The organism is Sulfitobacter sp. 1A15299 (assembly GCF_043556915.1).
In the GTDB taxonomy this organism is placed as follows: Bacteria; Pseudomonadota; Alphaproteobacteria; order Rhodobacterales; family Rhodobacteraceae; genus Sulfitobacter.
The window spans coordinates 161,309-180,104 of the sequence record NZ_JBIFFJ010000005.1; the positions used below are offsets into that span (position 1 = coordinate 161,309).

Genomic DNA, 18,796 nt, shown 5'->3' on the forward strand with positions numbered 1-18,796 from the left:
GGATATCCTATCTGATGGGGTTGTGCACGGTGACCAATTTGGTCCCGTCGGGGAAAGTGGCTTCGACCTGCACCTCGGGGATCATCTCGGCCACCCCTTCCATACAGTCGTCGCGGGTGATGACATGGGCACCCGCTTGCATCATATCGGCCACGCTGTGGCCATCCCGCGCGCCTTCGACCACGGTGTCGGTGATCAGGGCGATGGCCTCGGGGTGGTTCAGCTTGACCCCCCGCGCAAGGCGCTTGCGGGCGACCTCGGCAGCCATGGAGATCAGCAGTTTGTCTTTTTCTCGCGGAGTCAGTTGCACGTCAGGTCATCCATGATCGGGGAAGGGTGTCACCGCTTAACGCGCCCAAAATCGGGACGAGCGATTGGCGAAGGTCGAAACTATCTGCGGCGAGAATTCGGGCGACCAGCAGGTCCGGGCCGAACAGACTGGCCCCGGCGCTGGCGGGCAGTTGGCCACGCAGGCGGGCCAGCCGCGCTTCGGCATCGGGGGCCACATAGATCAACGTGGCAAGGGCACCTGCGCCCGCCGCGATATGAGGGGCCGCCAGATGCGCGGTGACATCGCCGCTGAGCGTCATCGCGTCGTGAAAAAGCGGCTGGCCCGCGCGGTTAACCTCGATCCGGTCGCGGAAATAGGCAGGACGAAGGGTTTCGCCCATAGCGGCGCGGCCAAAGACAAGCGGTTCCACCAGCAGGAGGGAGGCGTCTTGCGCCAGATCGACCGTCAGATGCCGCCGCAGGGCGCATCCGTCGTAGAGAATGGTCTCTTGCGGGAGCCAATGCAGCGCAGCGCCTGCCTCGACGATGAGGGTGTTGCGCAGCGCCGCCACTTGCCCCGGTTGCGCGCGATAGGCGCGCTCGGCGGCCTGCGTGGTGAGGCTGAGCGCCGCTTGCGCCTCGGCGCGGGCGCTCAGGGCAAAACTATCGCCACCCGTGATGCCGCCTGCGATATTGATGACGATGGCCTGCAACAGCGCGGGATCGGGGCGGGGGAAGAGCAGTTTCATCGCGCCCGACTGGCGCAATTCGCCGATTGTCGACCCGCCCCGCGCAGCCTTGGCCGAGACCATCGCAGCGCCGATGGCGCGCGGTTGCACCGGGGTCGCTTGGGGGCTGTTTATGCTGCTGTCGATGAGAATGAGGAACGCTCCGCCCGGTAAAGTCTGATGATTTTTTAATCACCATAGAGATGGGGGAGAGTCATCGCCGAGGCGGTTCAGAGCCGCCTGCGCGGCGGGTTTGCTTGAAAAATGGGCGACAAATCGCGGTGCTGTCTGAAACTTGGGCATTCCGCGCATGGGGCGGCGGCCCCGGGGAGGGAGGGCCGCCGCTGTCGTCAAATCCCGATCACGGGCGCAGCATGACCTTGCCGCCACGGCCCGTGGTCAGCGCGGATTTCATCGCTTCGGTCACCTCGGCCAGCGGGTAGATGCCGCCGGTGTCGAGGGGCAGTTGGCCCTTCGCGGCCAGTTGCACCAATTCGCCAATCAGGCGGCCCCGCGTCTCAGCCGCCATCTCGCCGCTCACGCGCGAGCCCCAGAAGCCTTTGACGGTGATGTGCTTCATGATCAATTCGCCCGAAGACATGGAGAGCGGCTGGCCCGTCGCCGTGCCGAAGACGATCAACTCACCGTCCTTGCCCAGCAGTTCGACCAGTTGGCCGCCCAACTCGCCACCGACGGAATCGATGGCCGAAACCGCACCGTCTTTGCCGATCAACTCACGCGCTTTGCTCTGCCAATCCGCATCTTCGGTGGACAGGACATGTTCCGCACCGGTTTCGCGCATCTCTTCGGCGGCGCCCTCGCGGCGGACGAGGTTCAGCAATTTGACACCGCGCGCCTTGGCCAGACCGACCATGATTTTGCCGACCGCGCCATTGGCGGCGGTTTGGATCAGCCAATCGCCTTCGCCGACCTTGAGGGTCTCCAACAAGGACAGGGCGCTGAAGGGCATGGCGATCAACTGCGCGCCCGCTTCGTCCGAGATCGCCTCGGGCAGGGGCAGCAGGCCCGCGGCGGGGGCGGTGAAATACTCGGCCCATGCGCCGTGGAAGCCAGCGGCGGTGACGCGTTTGCCGATCAGCGCCTCATCGACGCCTTCGCCCACGGCCTCGACGATGCCAAGCGCTTCGGAGCCGCCGATGGCACCGGGCAGGTCGGGCTTGTAGCCATAGTTGCCCCGCACGGTCCAAAGGTCGTGGTTGTGGATGGGCGAAAGCACCATGCGCAGCAGCGCTTCGCCAGCGGCGGGCGCGGGCTTGTCGGTTTCGCGGGTGGTCAGAACCTCGGCGGGCTCGCCGAATGTGTCGTGGATGGCAGCGAACATGGTGTTTCCTTTCAGGTTGGGAATTGGCCCCCGGTGGGGGAGAGTTGGGCAGAGGTTTCAGCGCGCGCCATGCGCAGGGGCGCATCGCTGCGCGCCAGTTTGGCCAGCACCGCAGCGCCGAGCCATTTGGCATAGAGCATGCGGGCTGTGGTCTCGGGGTCTTCGAGCGCACGAACGGTCCCATCCTCTGCGCCTTGGCGCAGCAATTGGGCAATCCGGGCGACCAAGGCATCGACACCCTGATCGAGCGTTTCGCGCATCGTCTCCGACAGGTCGGCGACTTCGGATCCGAGTTTCACCACCAAACAGGCGCTGGCGATCCCCGGGGCGCTGGATTGGCTGAGCCATGCATCCCAGAAACTGTCGAGCTTAGCGCCCGCCGTTCCCGAAGCCGCGATCAGCGCATCGACGCGATCGAGATAGGCCTCGACGTAATCGGCCAACATCGCGGTGCCAAAAGCCTCTTTTGACGCGAAATAATAGTAGAAAGAGCCCTTGGGCACGCCGCTTTCGCTTAGAATGCGCGACAGGCCAACGCCAGAGAACCCATGCCGCAGCACGAGGCTGCGCCCGCTGTCCAAAATGCGTTGCCGCGTCTGGTCTGATTTCTTTGCCTCTGTCATATCGGGGCATTTAAGAAATAATAGACCGGTCGTCTAGCGCGCTCGCGCGAATGTGAGGCGGGCGGATTCAAGAGTGCATCATTCTGGAAAACGACGAAAAAACCTATTCTTGCGTAATCATATATATTAGTTTCCACACAACGGCCCGGAGGGCGATGACAGGAATGGAATGGTAAGATGGATCAAAAGATTGCTCTAATCACGGGGGCCGGAAGCGGAGTGGGCCTTGCTTGTGCGCAGCGTTTGGCGAAGGACGGTTTCACTCTCGTTCTCACCGGGCGGCGGCAGGATAAGATTGACGCGGCCTGCGCGACGCTTGATGGGCAGGGGCATATCGCCGTGGCTGCCGATGTTGGGATCGAGGCGGAGGTCGGCGCGCTTTTCGAGCGGGTGGAGACGACCTTTGGCCGGCTCGATCTGCTGTTCAACAATGCCGGGCGCAATGGCCCGGCGGTTGAGGTGGACGGCTTAAGCGTGGCGGAGTGGAACGACATCGTCGCGACCAATCTGACCGGGTCATTCCTCTGCGCCCGTGCGGCTTTCGCCCTGATGAAACGGCAGAGCCCAAGGGGCGGGCGGATCATCAACAACGGCTCGATCAGCGCCCATGTGCCGCGCCCGCTGTCGGTGCCCTATACGGCGACGAAACATGCGATCACCGGGTTGACCCGCGCGCTGTCGCTCGACGGGCGGGCGCATGACATTGCCTGCGGGCAGATCGACATCGGCAATGCGGCCAGCGAGATGACCGAGCGGATGGCAGATGGCATCCTGCAGCCTAATGGCAGCCGCATGTCCGAGCCGCGCATGGATGTGAACGACGTGGCCGAAACGCTGTCATATATGGCGAAGCTGTCACTCGACTCAAACGCCATGTTCGTCACCGTGATGGCAACCAAAATGCCCTTCGCGGGGCGCGGTTAAGCGGTCAAAGCACCTTGCCCGGGTTCATCAAATGGGCCGGGTCGAGGGTGGCTTTGATCTGCGCCATCAACTCCAGCGCGACCGGGTCTTTATACCGGCGCAGCTCGGCGCGTTTGAAAGTGCCGATGCCATGTTCCGCCGAGAAAGAGCCGCCCATCTGGTGCACGATATCATGCACGATCCGGTTGAAAGCTCCGTATTCGGCAAGGAACGCCGCATCCGCCATATCCACCGGGCGCGACAGGTTGAAATGCAGGTTGCCGTCGCCGAAATGGCCAAAGGGGCAGGGCCGCAGGCCGGGCATGTGGTCCATACAGGCTTGGGTCGCCTCGCGGATGAAATCCGCCACGCGCGACACCGGGACCGAAACGTCATGTTTGATCGACGCGCCTTCAGGTTTCTGCGCCTCTGACAGGTTCTCGCGCAGCGCCCAAAGCGCGTCTTTCTGCGCCTCCGACGCGCCGATCACGGCGTCGATGATCTCCTCCGCCTCGAAAGCCGCTTCCAATGCGTTTTCCAGCCGGGCGTCGAGGTCTGTCTGCCCTCCATTGCCGGTGAGTTCGATCAGGCAATAGGCGGGATGCGCCTTGGCCATCGGATCGCTACAGCCGGGCGCGTGGTCGATCACCATTTGCAGGCCCAGCCGGTCGATATATTCGAATGTCGAAAGCATGTCGGCGGTCTGGCCGCGCATTCGCGCATAAAGCGCGAGCGCCGGGTCGGGGCCGGTGCAGGCCACCAGCGCGGTGGCACGGGCGGTGGGTTTGGGGAAAAGTTTGATCACCGCCGCCGTGATGATGCCAAGCGTGCCTTCGGCGCCGATAAAGAGGTGTTTGAGGTCAAAACCGGTGTTGTTTTTCCGCAGGCCGTTCAGGTCATTCAGCACCCGGCCATCGGGCAGCACCGCTTCGATCCCCAGCACGAGGTCGCGGGTATTGCCATAGCGCAGCACCGCCGTGCCGCCTGCGTTGGTCGAAAGATTGCCGCCGATCTGGCAGGAGCCTTCGGAGGCAAGCGAGAGCGGGAAAAGCGCGTCGACCTCATCCGCCGCCGCTTGGATATTGGCAAGGATGCAGCCTGCTTCAACCGTCATCGTGGCATTGGTCGGATCGACCGCGCGGATACGGTTCAGCCGGTCGGTCGTGAGGATGATGCCGCCGTCGGGCACACCGCCCCCCGCAAGGCCGGTGTTGCCGCCCTGCGGCGTGACCGGCACCTCAGCGGCATGGCACAGACCCATGCAGGCGGCGACCTCTTCGGTCGAGCCGGGGCGGATCAGCGCCAGCGCCGTGCCGCGCCGGAGCCCGCGGTCTTCGATCAGCCGTGCGTCGAAATCCTTGGCGTCGGTCACCACATGGGCAGGGCCGATGGCACCGCGCAGCGCATCGAGCAAGGCGTCGTGGTCTTGCGCCTTCGTATCATCTGCGCGGGGCGGCGCGGTCAGGGTCGTCATCTGGGTCATCCTTCAGCGCTGGTCGGCGTCGACTTTTTTCTGGGCCGCGGCGCGCAGCTTGCTGATCGTGGTGCGGGTCGAGATCTGCTCGGGGTCGGTCACCAGTTCGATCAGCGCGGGACGGCCACTCTCGCGGGCGCGGGTGAAGGCGGCGGCGAAATCCTTGGTCTTGGTTACCCGCTCGGCATGGGCGCCCAGACCTTCGGCCATCTTCACGAAGTCTTGGTTCTGCAAGGTGGTGCCCGAGATGCGTTCGGGGTGGTCGCGTTCCTGATGCATGCGGATGGTGCCGTAGATGCCGTTGTTGAACAGCAGCACGATGGGCCGCCCGCCATATTGCGCGGCGGTGGCAAGTTCATTGCCGCTCATCATAAAGCCGCCATCGCCGACGAAGGACAGCGTCAGCCGCTCAGGGTCTGCGATCGAGGCTGCGACGGCGGCGGGCACCGAATAGCCCATCGCGCCACAGGTGGAGCCGACGATCCGGCCCGGGCGGCCAAAGCGCAGGAACCGCTGCGCCCAGCCGGTGTGGTTGCCCGCGTCGAGCGTGACCACCACGTCGTCGGGCAGCTCATCACGCAGTTGCGCAAGGGCCACTCCCATGTCGAGATCCCAGTCGCCGCCATTGGGCGCTTCGGTATCGGTGAGGTAATCGGCGTGCAGCTTGTCGCACCAATTGCCCCACGCCTCTGCCCGGCCCAGATCGACACCGTCCAAGGCGGCGGCCACAGCGACGGGCGCCGCCGCGATGCCCAGGTCCGGCGAATAGACGCGGCCGATCTCATCCGCCTCGGGGTAGAGATGCACCAGACGGGTGTCAGGGTTGGGCGATTGCATGGTGGTGTAGGTCTTGGTCGTCATCTCCCCCAGTCGTGCGCCGATCACCACAAGCAGATCCGCCTCGCGTTGATGCGCATAAAGGCTGGGTGCGGTGGAGGTGCCGAAATCGCCTGCATAGACCGGAGAGAGGTTGTTCACGATGTCCTGCCGCCGGAAAGAGGTGGTGACAGGGATCTTGTTGGCCTCGGCAAAGCGGGTGATGGCCGCCGCACTCTCATCCGACCAGCCCGAGCCGCCGAGCAGCAGCAAGGGCCGTTCGGCCTGCGCGATCTCGGTCTTGAGCATATCGAGGTTATCGGGCGACAGGCCGGCATGGGTGGCCGTATAGGGCCGCGCATCGGCCACGGAAACCACCTCGGTCAGCATGTCTTCGGGCAGGGAGATCACCACCGGGCCGGGGCGGCCCGAGGTCGCCACGCGAAAGGCGCGGGCCATATATTCCGGCACCCGCGCCGGGTCGTCGATCTGGGTGGCCCATTTTGCGATGGGGCCGAACATGGCGCGGTAGTCGACTTCCTGAAAGGCTTCGCGGTCGGTCGTGTTGCGGGCGATCTGGCCCACGAGCAGGATCATCGGCGTGCTGTCTTGCTGCGCGATATGCACGCCGATGGCCGCGTGGCAGGCACCGGGGCCGCGGGTGACCATGCAGATGCCGGGGGTGCCGGTGAGCTTGCCATAGGTTTCGGCCATATTGGCGGCCCCGGCTTCGTGCCGCGCGTTGATCAGGGTGAAACGGTCCTGCACGTCATGCAGCGCATCCAGCACCTCAAGGTAGCTTTCGCCGGGCACGCAATAGGCGGTGTCGGCGCCGTGAATCAGCAGCTGATCCACAAGGACCTGTCCGCCGGTCCGCGCCCTGAGGGATGTTTTTTGCAGCATGGAGAAGGCTCCGTTTCGTTCTGAGATTTAAGTATGTGTGGCCGCTTGGCTTTTCGGGCTGGGGTTCCTGGCCTTTTGGAAGGCCAGGATAACGCCCGCGATGACCAGCCCCGAGGCGGTGAACCGCAGATCGGGATAGATCAGCAGGAGCGAGGCCCCGAACAGCACCACCGACAGCACGTTGGACAGTCTGCCGAAGTAGTAGCGTTGCAAGGCGGCGGCCAGCAGGATGACGCCAATGGTGGCCTGCAACAGGACCAAGGTGATCTGCGTGGCCGAGCCCTGCATCAGGATCGCCGGTTCATAGACAAACATGAAGGGCACGATAAAGCCGGTGGCACCGAGTTTCACCGCAGCCCAGCTCGCCTCGACGATCTTGGCGTGCGACAGGGTGTTGGCCGCATAGACCGCCATGGCCACGGGGGGTGTGATGGCCGACAGGATTGCGAAGTAGAACACGAAGAGATGCGCCGCTTCGACCTGCACGCCAAGTTTCACCAGCGCCGGCACCAGCAGGGCGACCTGCACGATATAGGCCGGTGTGGTCGGCATCCCCATGCCGAGGATGATGCCCGCGATCATCGACAGGAAGAGCGCGATGACCAGCGTGTCTTGGGCCGCTTCGATCACGAAGTTCGAGAAGGTCAGGCCAAGGCCGGTAATGTCGATCACGCCGACGACGATGCCCGCACAGGCACAGGCCGCGGCAATCGCCAGCACGTTCCGCGCGCCCCCTTCTAGCGCTTCGAGGATGTTGTCGACGGTGACGTAGTGCCGTGTCGTCTTGCGCAGCGCCGCGACGGGCACGACCGAGACGATACCGCAAAGTGCCGCATAGGGGGCCGAATAGCCCAGCATCAGCACGCCCACGATGATCGCCAGCGGCAGGAACAGGTGGCCCCGCTCGACAAGGACGGTTTTCAGCGGCACTTGATCCTCTTTCGGGACCGACCCGATGCCCTTGCGCTTGGCCTCGAAATGGACCGCGGCGAAAAGGGCCACATAGAACAGGATCGCGGGCGCCAGCGCGTATTTCGCGACCGTAAGATATCCCACGCCGAGGTATTCGGCCATGACAAAGGCCGCAGCCCCCATGACGGGCGGCATGATCTGCCCGCCGGTCGAGGCCACGGCTTCGACCGCGCCGGAGAAGGCGGGTTTGAACCCCATGCGTTTCATCAGCGGGATGGAAAAGGTGCCGGTCGTCATCACATTGGCCACGGCAGAGCCGGACACCGACCCGAAGAGGCCCGAGGTCACACAGGCCACCTTGGCCGGGCCGCCGACCTGACGCCCGGTAAGGGCGACCGCGAAATCCATGAAGAGCTGGCCCACGCCCATCCGCTCGACCAAAGAGCCGAAGAGGATGAAAAGCACCATATAGGTCGCCGAAACCGCGATCGGGATGCCGAAGATGCCTTCGGGCGTCATGAACAACTGCTCAAGGATCACCGACGGCAGGGTCGAGGTGAAGGCGAGGCCGTAGCCGAGGAACAAAAGTGCCGTGATCGGCAGCATCGGCCCCAGCATCCGGCGTGTGGCTTCCAATAGCAGAACCACAAGCGTGATCCCCACCACGATGTCCATCGGCATTAGCGGATCGACGTAGAGGAAGCGCTGCGTGATGTAATTAAGGTTGAACGAAGGATAAAGCGCCGCCCCCGAAGCGATCAGCCCCAGCACCACGTCATACCAGCGCGGCACATCGTTGCGCAGCCCCTTGCGGTTGATGGTCAGGAAGATCAGCAAAAGCGCCAAAGCGACGTGCACGCCGCGCATGATATAGGGATTGGGCGGGCCGACGAAGGCGACATAGAGATGCCAGGCAGCCATGCCGATCAGGATCAGCCTTGCTATGCGGGTAATCAGGGGCATCTTGTCCAGAAAGATCGACAGTTGCATGGGGGTTCTCGCGTCTAGAGTGGAAGGCGGCCCTTGTGCGGTGGCGCATGCGATGCGCCAGTCCAAGGCCTAGGGGGATGTGGGTCGGGCGGAGCGCTTGGCCCCGGCCGACCCGTTTCTCGTCAGGGCGGAATTACATCCCCGAGACACCACGCTCTGCGTAGAACTCTTTCGCGGCGGGGTGGAAGGGCACGCCGATGTCGGTGGCCATTTCCTCGACCGTCAGGTTCGCCATGGATTTGCTGATCGCGGCAAAGCTGTCGTTGTTGTCGGCAATGGCGGCGAGCACGGATTTGACGATCTCACCGTCATAGTCGCAGGGCGCGACCATATGGGTGTCGTAGCTGATCGCATGCACGGTCTCATCGAAACCGGGGTAGGCGCCTGCCTTGACTTCGCGGCGCTGGAAGGCGGCGTTCTTGTCCTTGAAGTACTTGAAGGTCTCTTCATCCACGTCGACCAGGCGGATCTTGCGCGAAGAGGCCAGATCCATCACCGAACCTGTGGGCAGCGACGACCCCAGGGTGAAGAAATCGGCCTGACCGTCTTTCATCTGCGAGGCGGAGTCGGAATAGGACGTGTTGGCGACGCTGTCGAGGTCATCGAAGGTCATGTCGGCGGTCGACAAAAGCTCACGCGTCAGGAATTCGCCTGTGTTGCCAAGCTGTTGCGTGGTCAGGCGTTTGCCCTTCATGTCGGCGATGGTCTTGATGCCCGAATCCTCAAGCGCGACGATCTGGAAATACTGCGGATACAGAATGCCAAGGTTACAGACATTGGTCGTCGCCTTGCGGAACGGCTCTTTGCCCGACAGGCTGTCCACGGTCGAGATCGAGTTGGCGAAGGCGATGCCAAAGCGGCCCGCGTCCACGCCAACCACATTCGACACGCCCGCACCCGGGGTGACGGTGATGTCCATATCGGGGTTCTCACGCTCCACAATCGCCTTGATCGCGCCGCCCACGGGATACCACGACCCGCCCTGCTGACCGGTCGCCATGACAAAGCTCTGCGCATGGGCGGCGGCGCCTGCGACGGCGAAAAGGATGGTGGCCGCTGTGGTGCGGCGGATCGATTTGAAGAACGGTGACATAGAAACTCCTCCCGAGTTTTGACTGTGTGTCGGCAGCTACTGGATGGGTTCCGGGCTCCCCCCTGACATCCTCTTGCCGTGATCCGCAGACTGCGGGGGAATCTCTAGCCTGTCAATTAAAAATACAAATTTATGGGGATTTCCTCTTACTTGTAATGTTGTATTCTGGTTGTAATGCTGAGACCGGCCCTACCTTCTGATTATTGACAGCTTGTCATACAGGTGATCCAATCGGCGAAAGGAAGTTGTTATCATGGCTGCAAATCTTCAGGCGACCGCGCCCCTTGTCGATGGTGCCACGCTGAGCGATCAGGTGACCGAGGTGCTGCGCCACAACGTGGTGAACGGTGTCTGGAACGTGGGCGATGTGCTGCCTTCCGAAACCACATTGGCCAGTGATTTCGACGTGAGCCGCACGGTGATCCGCGAGGCGGTGTCGCGCCTCAAGGCCGAAGGCATGTTGTCGAGCCGTCAGGGCCGGGGGGCCTTTGTCGCCAGCGACCGGCCCCGTCAGGGCTTTGCTATCCCTGAGCGTGATATGGAAAGCCAGCGCAAACTCGAACAGATCCTGGAGCTGCGCATGGGGCTTGAGATCGAAGCCGCCGCCATCGCCGCCGCCCGTGCCACCCCCGAGGCCCGCGCAGAGATTGAGCGTGCCGCCGCTGCCTATGATCAAAGCAACAAGATCGGCGGCCCGGCGGTCGCGGCGGGGGTTACTGCCGACCTCGGCTTTCACCGCGCGGTGTGCGAGGCGACGGGCAACAGCTATTACCTCAGCCTGTTCAACTATCTTGTCGCCAGCCTGCGCGAGACGATGCTGGCCGGGCGGCTGCAGGCGCTGAAACGCGGCGGCGAAAGCCGCGACGCCATACAGGAACACTACGACATCGCCGCTTCTATCGCCGAAGGGGACGCAGAGCGCGCCCGCCAGCGGATGCGCGACCACCTCCAGATGTCGAGCGGGCGGCTCTTGGCACAGCTAAAGACCGAGGACGGTCTGGCGGAGTGACCGTTCCTGCCGCCCTCCATGCCGCCCTCGCGCGGCCCACCGCACTGACCGTCGCGCTCAGCGGGGGGATCGACAGCCTGACGCTCTCGGCCGCCGCGTCCAAGGTGCGCGGGGCGGCGGGCGTGACGCTCTGCCATGCGGTCTCACCCGCCGTTCCCGCGGCGGCCACCGCGCGGGTGAAGGATTTCGCCACCACTTGGGGCCTGGCGCTGAAGCTGGTCGACGCGGGGGAGTTCGCCGATCCCGCCTATCGCGCCAATCCGGTCAACCGCTGCTATTTCTGCAAGTCGAACCTCTATGGCACCTTGGCGCGCATGGGGCCGCTGGTCGCGGCGGGCACCAATACCGATGACCTGACGGACTATCGGCCCGGGCTGCAAGCGGCGGCGGAACATGGCGTGCTGCACCCTTTCGTCGAGGCGCAGATGTCCAAGTCGGATGTGCGCGCCTTGGCCCGCGCGCTCGGGCTGGGGGATCTGGCGGAACTGCCCGCCGCCCCCTGTTTGGCCAGCCGGATCGAGACCGGTCTGCGGGTGGAGCCTGCGGAACTGGCGGTGATCGACCGGGTGGAAACCCTGCTGCGTGAGGTCATGGGCAATATCACCCTGCGGTGCCGACGCCTGCGCGGGGGCTGGGTGGTGGAGCTTGATCCGCTTGTCTATGAAGACCTCTCCGCCCAGAAACGTGTAGCGATATTGGCGCAGGTTCGGCGGGCCACGGATGACGGGCGCGCGGTCAATCTGCGCGCCTACTCGAGAGGAAGTGCATTTGTCCACCACTAAGACCGGCCCTGACGGGCATCCAGACGTGACCTTTGACCGGGGCCGCGGGGGGCGTATCGGCATCGAAGAGGCCGTGCTTTGCGAGCATAAGTCGGTGGCGCAGATCGCCGCGATCATCGGCGATGCGGCGGCAGAGGGGCGCAGGCTGTTGCTGACCCGGCTGACGGCAGAGCAGTTCGCTGCGCTGCCCGCCGATTTTGCGCAACGGGTCAATTACTGCACCGCCTCGCGCACCGCCATTCTGGGAGAGATCGGGCCTTTGGCCAGCATCCCGCGCATCGCGCTCGTCAGTGCGGGCACCTCTGATTACGCCCCCATGGCCGAGGCGCGGCGCACGCTGGCCTATGGCGGGATGGAAGCGACCGAGGTTTCGGACGTGGGCATCGCCGGGCTGTGGCGGCTGCTCGCGCGGGAAGAGCTGCTGCGCGAGATGGATGTGGTGATCGTCTTTGCCGGGATGGACGCGGCCTTGCCTTCCGTCGTGGCCGGGCTGGTGCCGGGGGTGGTCATTGGTGTGCCAACCTCCGTCGGCTATGGTGTGGCCCGCGGCGGGAGGGTCGCGCTCGATTCGATACTCGCCAGCTGCGCGCCGGGGGTGACGGTGGTGAACATCGACAACGGCTATGGGGCTGCAACATCGGCGTTGCGGCTGGCCAACATGATGCGCCGCGCCGCGGCGGGAGGGTAGCCGGTGACAGCACCGAAGTTAAAGATCAAGAAACGCCAGACTTTGGCCGACCAGCTTTACGGGCAGGTTCTTGAACAGATCGTGTCCAACAAGCTGGTGCAGGGAGAAAAGCTGCCTTCGGAAAACCAGATCGCCACCGCCTTTGGCGTGTCGCGCCCCGTGGTGCGTGAGGCGCTGCGCAAGCTGCAAGAGGATGGTCTTGTTGAGGCACGGCGCGGCGTGGGCACTTTCGTGCGGCGGCGGCCTTCGGAAAAGCTGATCGAATATGCCACGGCGGGATCTGTCGCCGGGCTGATGCGCGCGATGGAGGCGCGGATCACGATCGAAAAGGCCACCGCCCACATGGCCGCGCAGCGTGCCAGCCCCAAGGATATCGCCCGGATCGAGGCAGCCTTGCAGACGCTGGAGGCATCTATGCAGGCGCGCGACCCGTCCTTTGACGCCGATTACCAGTTCCACCGCGCCATCGCGGCGGCGTCAGGCAATGAGGTTTTCGTGCAGATGCTCGACTGTGCGCGGGAGTCGATCGAGCAGGGGATCGACGTGGCGCAAAAACTGACGCGCCAAGGCTCCCAAGCTAGGATCGACGTGGTGATCAGCGAACACCGCCAAATCCTCGAAGCGATCCGCGCGGGCGACAGCGAAGTCGCGGGCGTGTCGATGGCCTATCACCTTTTGCAGGCGCGGGCCCGGATCACCGACCACGCCGGTATCGCATGACCCAAGCAAGCAGAAAGACCACCCCATGATCTACGACCACCGGACCTATTGTTGCCGCCCCGGCACGATCAAAAAACACCTTGCGCTCTATGCCGAATTCGGCTTCCCGGCGCAGCGCCGCATTCTGGGCGAGCCGGTGATCTATGCGCAGGTCGAGACGGGCGACGTGAATGCCTTCGTGCATATCTGGGCCTATAAGGACGCCGCCGACCGTGCCGCCCGCCGGGCGCAGATGGCGGCGGATCCTGAGTGGCAGGCCTATCTCGAGAAAAGCGCCGAGGCTGGGTATTTGGTGAGCCAGACCAACAAGATCCTGATGCCCGTGCCGCTCGACGATTAAGCAGCGCCCCGGCCTGAGGGGTCAGGCCGGGGGCTGCCTTCAGGTCACGAGGCAGGCCTCGTCGATGCCGCGCCCTTCGTGGAAGGCGCGGATGTTGCCCGCCCAATGGCTGACCATGCGCTTGAGGTTGTCCTCGCTATGGCCGCCGATATGGGGCAGGGGCAGGACGTTATCGAGGCGTAGAAGGGGGTTGTCCGGCTCTACTGGTTCTTGGGTAAAGACATCCAATGCCGCCCCGGCGATGCGTTTGTGGGTCAGCGTGTCGATCAGGGCCGCCTCGTCGATCAGCCCGCCGCGCCCGGTGTTGACCAAAAGGGCATCCGATTTCATCCGCGCCAGTTCCTCCGCGCCGATGGTGTGGTGTGACGCATCGGTCAGCGGCATGTGCAGGCTGACGATATCGCAGGTCTCAAGGATCTCATCGCGTTCGGCATAGCGTGCGCTGGTGCCTTCAGCTTCCCCCGAGCGGCGGTAGTAGAGCACCTCGCAGTCAAAGCCCGTCAGCCGTTTCGCGACAAGCTGCCCGATGGCACCAAAGCCGATCAGCCCGATCTTCTGACTGCTAAGATCCCGCGCCCCGGGGACGATCTCGGGCACGATCCATTTGCCCGCGCGGGTGTTGTTGTAGTGCAGCGGGATGCGGCGCAGCGCCGCGATCATCATGCCGATGGTCAGATCGGCGATGGTAGGCGCGTTGACCCCGGGGCTGCGCGCGACCGGAACACCCATCTCGCGCGCGACATCCAAGGGGATCTTATCGTACCCCGTGCCCCATTGATGGACGAGGCGCACGCTATCGGCCCCCCGCAAGACCTCAGCCGGAAGCCCCCGCCCGCGTGGGACGATATAGGCTGCCCCCTTTACCGCGTCGGCAAAGTCCGCTTCCGAGAAGGAGGCCGCAAAGCGCAGGTCGAGCCCTTCAGCATAGCCGCGCACCTTGTCTTGCATGTCCTGTGGCATCGCGTCGAGCACGGCGACGGGGCCGATCAATGCGCCGCTCATGCCGAGGCTCCGCGCAGGTCTTCGGGCAATAGCGCCTCGGGCAGGTTCTGGTAGGACACGGGCCGCAGGAAGCGGCGGATCGCCATGGTGCCGACGGAGGTCGCGCCAAAGTTGGTGGAGGCCGGGTAGGGGCCGCCATGCACCATGGCGTCACAAACCTCGACCCCGGTGGGGAAACCGTTCACAAGTACCCGGCCCGCTTTCCGCTCAAGGATCGGCATCAGCGCCTTGGCGGCGTCGGTGTCGCCCTCGTCCATCTGGAGTGTCGCGGTCAATTGCCCCTCGAACCCCTTGGCAAGCTCTTGCATCTCATCGCCCGAGGACACCCGCAGCACCAGACCCAAGGGGCCGAAAACCTCTTCCCCAAGCGCGTGATCTTGTAGGTAGGTATCGGCGTCTGTTTCAAACAGGTTCGGCTTGGCGACCCGGCCTTCGCTGTCATTGCTGACCAGCGCGCGGACGGCGTTGCGCCCGGTGAAACGTTCCTTGCCGTCACGGTAGGCTTGGGCGATGCCATCGGTCAGCATGACCTGCGGGCCGACCTGCTCAAGCGCCTCTTTCGCGGCGGCGACGAATGCGTCGCCTTCGGCCCCCTTGGCCACGATTGCGATGCCGGGGTTGGTGCAGAACTGCCCCGCGCCCATGGTCAGCGACCCGGCCCAGCCCGCGCCAATCTCAGCGCCGCGGTTGCGGGCAGCCTCGGCCAGAACGAACATCGGGTTCACCGACCCCAACTCGCCAAAGAAGGGGATCGGTTCGGGGCGTTGGGCGCAAAGATCAAAGAGCGCGCGCCCCCCGCCGAGCGATCCGGTAAAGCCCACGGCCTTAATGAGCGGGTGCTGCACCAGCGTCTGGCCCACCTCGCGGCTGTTGGCGTGGATCAGAGAGAAGACGCCGGGGTGGATGTCGCATTTCTGGATCGCCGCGTGGATCGCTTCGGCGACGATCTCACCCGTGCCGGGGTGGGCAGAGTGGCCCTTGACCACGACCGGGCAGCCCGCCGCCAGCGCCGCGGCGGTGTCGCCGCCCGCGGTGGAGAAGGCCAGCGGGAAGTTCGACGCGCCAAATACCGCGACCGGCCCGATGGGGCGCTGGATCATGCGGATATCGGGGCGCGGCATCGGCTGGCGCTCGGGCAGGGCGCCGTCAACGCGGCGGTCCAGATGCGTGCCTTTGCGGATGTGATCGGCAAAGAGGCGCAGCTGCCCGGTTGTCCGCCCCCGCTCGCCCTGAAGGCGGGCTTCGGGCAGGCCGGATTCGCGGGTGCCGATCTCGGTGATGGTCTCGGCTCGGGCCTCCATCTCATCCGCGATGGTGTCGAGGAAGGCGGCGCGGGTCTCGCGGCTGGCATAGGCGTAGGACCAAAAGGCCTCCTCCGCCGCTTGGCAGGCGCGGTCCACATGCGCCGGGGTGCCGCTTTGGAATTGGTCGCTTTCGCCGGTGGCGGGGGAATTGGCGAAGGTCTCTCCGCCGCCGACCCATTCGCCGGCGATCAGATGTTTGCCGTGGGGGTGAAATCTCTTGCTGTCCGCGGTCATGATCAATCCTTATGGGTTTGCTGTGTCAAAGTGGGGGAGGGCTGCGCGATGGTCTGCACCAGCGCATCCATCTGCCGCGTGAGCAGCCAAGCGTCGCCCGCGATGGCGACGAATTCGATACCCTCGTCGAAATACCGTTGCGCAAGATCGGCACCATAGCCGAGGATGCCCGCAGGCAGCCCGGCGGCATGGATCGCCGCGACCGCTTCGCGGATTTTCTCTTGGACATCGGGGTGCATCGGGTCGCCAGTATGGCCCATCGCGGAGGAGAGATCCCCCGGCCCGATAAAGATCGCATCCGCCCCCGGCACGGCGGCGATGGCGGCGATTTCGGCCACTGCTTCGGGGGTTTCGACCTGCACGATCACGCATTGCGCCTCTGCATAGGTGCTGAGGTAATCGGTTTGCCGCGCGTAATCATTGGCGCGGATCGTGGCCGAGATACCGCGCAGCCCTTCGGGCGGGTAGCGGGTCCATGATACGGCTTGGCGGGCGGCCTCGGCCGTCTGGATCATCGGGAACATCAGGTTGCGCACGCCGATATCCAGCAGCCGCTTGGTCATCGTCTGGTCCGAGGATGGTATGCGCACGATCATCTGCGCATCGGGATTGGCGCTGCCTGCCGCGCGCAGATGGTCGGTGATTTGGCTCAGGTCGTTCGGCGCATGTTCCATATCGAGCAGCAGCCAGTCGATGCCGCTGCCTGCCGCAATCTCTGTCACCGTAGGAGAGCAAAGCGAGAGCCAAAAGCCCGACAGGCGGCTGCCGGGGTGGAGCGTGTGTTTCAGTGGTTTTCCCGACATTTTCGCGGCTCCTCCCTCAAATGGTATCGACAATTGGGGTGATACGGTAATATATCAGTTCGGGCAAGATGTGTTTTCCAACCTTTTTGCGATGATGTTTTAGCTGGCGAGGATTCCATGACCGAGACCAAGAAAACCGCCGATCAGCTGCGCAGCGCGCGCTGGTTCGCCCCCGACGATCTGCGCAGCTTTGGCCATCGGTCGCGTATGATGCAGATGGGGCTCGGCCCCGAGGATTGGGAGGGCCGCCCGGTGATCGGCATCCTGAACACTTGGTCCGAGATGAACCCCTGCCACCTTCATTTCCGCGACCGCGCGGAGGACGTGAAGAAGGGAATCGCGCAGGCCGGGGGGCTGGGGCTTGAGATCCCGACGATCTCGATCGACGAGAGTTTCACCAAGCCGACTTCAATGCTCTACCGCAATATGATCGCGATGGAGACCGAAGAGACGATCCGCTCGCATCCGCTTGACGGAGTAGTCCTCATGGGCGGCTGTGACAAATCCACGCCGGGGTTGACCATGGGCGCGATCAGCGCGGGCGTGCCGTTCATCTTCTTGCCCGCAGGCCCGATGCTGCGCGGCAATTACGCGGGCCGGGCGCTCGGCTCTGGCTCGGACGCCTGGAAGTTCTGGGACGAGCGCCGCGCGGGCACGATCTCGGCCGAGGAATGGGTCGGCGTCGAAGGCGGCATCGCGCGGTCCTACGGGCATTGCATGACGATGGGCACCGCCTCCACCATGACCGCGATTGCCGAGGCGATGGGGCTGACCCTGCCGGGGGCGACCTCGATCCCCGCTGCGGATGCGGGGCACAAACGGATGAGCGCCTCTTGCGGGCGGCGCATCGTCGATATGGTTTGGGAAGACCTGACGCCGGACAAGATCATCACCCCCGCCGCCGTGCAGAACGCGGCGACCGTGGCGATGGCGACGGGCTGTTCGACCAATGCGGTGGTGCATCTGCTTGCAATGGCACGCCGCGCCGGGGTGGCGCTGGAGTTGAGCGATCTCGACGCTCTGGGCCGCAGCACGCCGCTGATCGCCAATATCCGCCCCTTGGGCAGCAGCGAATATCTGATGGAGGATTTCTATTTCGCGGGCGGGCTGCGGGCGCTGATGGACCAGTTGGGCGACAAGCTTGACCGGTCGGCCATCACCTGCACCGGCAAACCGCTGGAGGAGGGGATCGCGAATGCGCCTGTCTATAATGACGACGTGATCCGGCCCCTGTCGAACCCGGTCTATAAGGAAGGCTCGCTTGCCGTGCTCAAGGGCAACCTCTGCCCCAATGGCGCGGTAATCAAACCGGCGGCCTGCGATCCGAAGTTTCACCACCACGAAGGCCCGGCGCTGGTCTTTGACAGCTACCCCGAGATGAAGGCCGCCATCGACGACGAAAACCTCGATGTGACGCCCGACCATGTGCTGGTGCTGCGCAACGCCGGCCCGCAGGGCGGGCCGGGGATGCCGGAATGGGGGATGCTGCCGATGCCCAAGGCGCTGCTGAAACAGGGGCACCGCGACATGCTGCGGATCTCGGATGCGCGGATGTCGGGCACCTCTTACGGCGCTTGCATCCTGCATGTCGCGCCTGAATCTTTCGTGGGCGGGCCGCTGGCGCTGCTGAAGACGGGCGACATCGTGCGGATGGATCTTGAGGCGCGGACCCTCGACATGCTGGTGGATGAGGACGAACTCGCCGCCCGCCGCGCCGCGTGGCAGGCGCCCGAGCCGCGGTTCGAGCGGGGCTGGGGCTACATGTTCCAGCGCCATGTGGGGCAGGCCGATCAGGGTTGCGACTTTGACTATCTCACCGCGGCCTTTGGCCAAGCGGCGGGTGAACCGGATATTTTTTGA

The 18,796-nt window shown here is 64.4% G+C and carries 18 protein-coding genes; 7 read left to right on the forward strand and 11 right to left on the reverse strand.

The window, feature by feature from the left end; all coding sequences use genetic code 11:
- Positions 1-7: 7 nt before the first annotated feature.
- The 4 genes from ACGYK7_RS09055 to ACGYK7_RS09070 form a co-directional block, all read right to left on the reverse strand.
- Positions 8-310: an urease subunit gamma gene (locus ACGYK7_RS09055; RefSeq protein ID WP_394401234.1), complete on the reverse strand. Its 303-nt coding sequence runs from the start codon at positions 308-310 to the stop codon at positions 8-10.
- A 1-nt stretch (position 311) separates the two neighbouring features.
- Positions 312-1,109, reverse strand: coding sequence for an urease accessory protein UreD (locus ACGYK7_RS09060; protein ID WP_394401236.1), 798 nt, complete (start codon positions 1,107-1,109; stop codon positions 312-314).
- Positions 1,110-1,359: 250 nt separating this feature from the next.
- Positions 1,360-2,340 carry a zinc-binding dehydrogenase gene (locus tag ACGYK7_RS09065; protein ID WP_394401239.1) on the reverse strand — a complete coding sequence of 327 codons (981 nt, stop codon included), beginning with the start codon at positions 2,338-2,340 and terminating at the stop codon, positions 1,360-1,362.
- An 11-nt stretch (positions 2,341-2,351) separates the two neighbouring features.
- Positions 2,352-2,963: a TetR/AcrR family transcriptional regulator gene (locus ACGYK7_RS09070; RefSeq protein ID WP_394401241.1), complete on the reverse strand. Its 612-nt coding sequence runs from the start codon at positions 2,961-2,963 to the stop codon at positions 2,352-2,354.
- A 177-nt stretch (positions 2,964-3,140) separates the two neighbouring features.
- Here ACGYK7_RS09070 and ACGYK7_RS09075 point away from each other — a divergent pair, with 177 nt between their 5' ends.
- Positions 3,141-3,887: an SDR family oxidoreductase gene (locus ACGYK7_RS09075; RefSeq protein WP_394401243.1), complete on the forward strand. Its 747-nt coding sequence runs from the start codon at positions 3,141-3,143 to the stop codon at positions 3,885-3,887.
- 4 nt (positions 3,888-3,891) lie between these two features.
- Here the strand turns inward: ACGYK7_RS09075 and ACGYK7_RS09080 are convergent, their stop codons facing one another.
- The 4 genes from ACGYK7_RS09080 to ACGYK7_RS09095 all read right to left on the reverse strand — a co-directional run bounded on the left by ACGYK7_RS09080 (position 3,892) and on the right by ACGYK7_RS09095 (position 10,054).
- The gene (locus tag ACGYK7_RS09080) at positions 3,892-5,340 is read right to left on the reverse strand and encodes an FAD-binding oxidoreductase (RefSeq protein WP_394401245.1); all 1,449 of its coding nucleotides are present in this window, start codon (positions 5,338-5,340) and stop codon (positions 3,892-3,894) included.
- Between the two features lie 12 nt (positions 5,341-5,352).
- Positions 5,353-7,059, reverse strand: coding sequence for a thiamine pyrophosphate-binding protein (locus ACGYK7_RS09085; protein ID WP_394401248.1), 1,707 nt, complete (start codon positions 7,057-7,059; stop codon positions 5,353-5,355).
- Between the two features lie 27 nt (positions 7,060-7,086).
- A complete protein-coding gene (locus ACGYK7_RS09090; protein WP_394401251.1) occupies positions 7,087-8,961 on the reverse strand; it encodes a TRAP transporter permease in 1,875 nt (624 codons plus the stop codon).
- A 133-nt stretch (positions 8,962-9,094) separates the two neighbouring features.
- Positions 9,095-10,054 carry a TAXI family TRAP transporter solute-binding subunit gene (locus ACGYK7_RS09095; RefSeq protein WP_394401253.1) on the reverse strand — a complete coding sequence of 320 codons (960 nt, stop codon included), beginning with the start codon at positions 10,052-10,054 and terminating at the stop codon, positions 9,095-9,097.
- A 253-nt stretch (positions 10,055-10,307) separates the two neighbouring features.
- Between ACGYK7_RS09095 and ACGYK7_RS09100 the strand changes: the two genes are divergently transcribed.
- Genes ACGYK7_RS09100 through ACGYK7_RS09120 form a run of 5 tightly spaced genes read left to right on the forward strand, consistent with a single transcriptional unit; the run spans position 10,308 to position 13,593 of the window.
- Positions 10,308-11,063: a FadR/GntR family transcriptional regulator gene (locus ACGYK7_RS09100; RefSeq protein ID WP_394401255.1), complete on the forward strand. Its 756-nt coding sequence runs from the start codon at positions 10,308-10,310 to the stop codon at positions 11,061-11,063.
- Positions 11,060-11,845: an adenine nucleotide alpha hydrolase gene (locus tag ACGYK7_RS09105; protein ID WP_394401258.1), complete on the forward strand. Its 786-nt coding sequence runs from the start codon at positions 11,060-11,062 to the stop codon at positions 11,843-11,845. Before ACGYK7_RS09100 ends, ACGYK7_RS09105 begins: the two co-directional genes overlap by 4 nt.
- Positions 11,832-12,533, forward strand: a complete 702-nt coding sequence (gene larB / locus ACGYK7_RS09110) for a nickel pincer cofactor biosynthesis protein LarB (RefSeq protein WP_394401261.1) — start codon at positions 11,832-11,834, stop codon at positions 12,531-12,533. The genes ACGYK7_RS09105 and larB overlap by 14 nt, the downstream gene beginning before the upstream one ends.
- A 3-nt stretch (positions 12,534-12,536) precedes the next feature.
- Complete coding sequence (locus tag ACGYK7_RS09115) at positions 12,537-13,253, forward strand: FadR/GntR family transcriptional regulator (protein WP_394401263.1); 717 nt, start codon at positions 12,537-12,539, stop codon at positions 13,251-13,253.
- Positions 13,254-13,278: 25 nt separating this feature from the next.
- Entirely contained in the window at positions 13,279-13,593 is a 315-nt protein-coding gene (locus ACGYK7_RS09120; RefSeq protein ID WP_394401266.1) for an NIPSNAP family protein, read from the forward strand.
- Between the two features lie 39 nt (positions 13,594-13,632).
- Here the strand turns inward: ACGYK7_RS09120 and ACGYK7_RS09125 are convergent, their stop codons facing one another.
- The 3 genes from ACGYK7_RS09125 to ACGYK7_RS09135 are packed head-to-tail and all read right to left on the reverse strand — an operon-like array spanning position 13,633 to position 16,936.
- Positions 13,633-14,595, reverse strand: coding sequence for a 2-hydroxyacid dehydrogenase (locus tag ACGYK7_RS09125; RefSeq protein WP_394401269.1), 963 nt, complete (start codon positions 14,593-14,595; stop codon positions 13,633-13,635).
- The gene (locus tag ACGYK7_RS09130) at positions 14,592-16,133 is read right to left on the reverse strand and encodes an aldehyde dehydrogenase (NADP(+)) (protein ID WP_394401271.1); all 1,542 of its coding nucleotides are present in this window, start codon (positions 16,131-16,133) and stop codon (positions 14,592-14,594) included. The genes ACGYK7_RS09125 and ACGYK7_RS09130 overlap by 4 nt, the downstream gene beginning before the upstream one ends.
- A gap of 2 nt (positions 16,134-16,135) precedes the next feature.
- Positions 16,136-16,936, reverse strand: coding sequence for an HpcH/HpaI aldolase/citrate lyase family protein (locus ACGYK7_RS09135; RefSeq protein WP_394401274.1), 801 nt, complete (start codon positions 16,934-16,936; stop codon positions 16,136-16,138).
- A 117-nt stretch (positions 16,937-17,053) separates the two neighbouring features.
- Here ACGYK7_RS09135 and araD point away from each other — a divergent pair, with 117 nt between their 5' ends.
- A complete protein-coding gene (araD, locus tag ACGYK7_RS09140) occupies positions 17,054-18,796 on the forward strand; it encodes an L-arabinonate dehydratase (RefSeq protein WP_394401277.1) in 1,743 nt (580 codons plus the stop codon).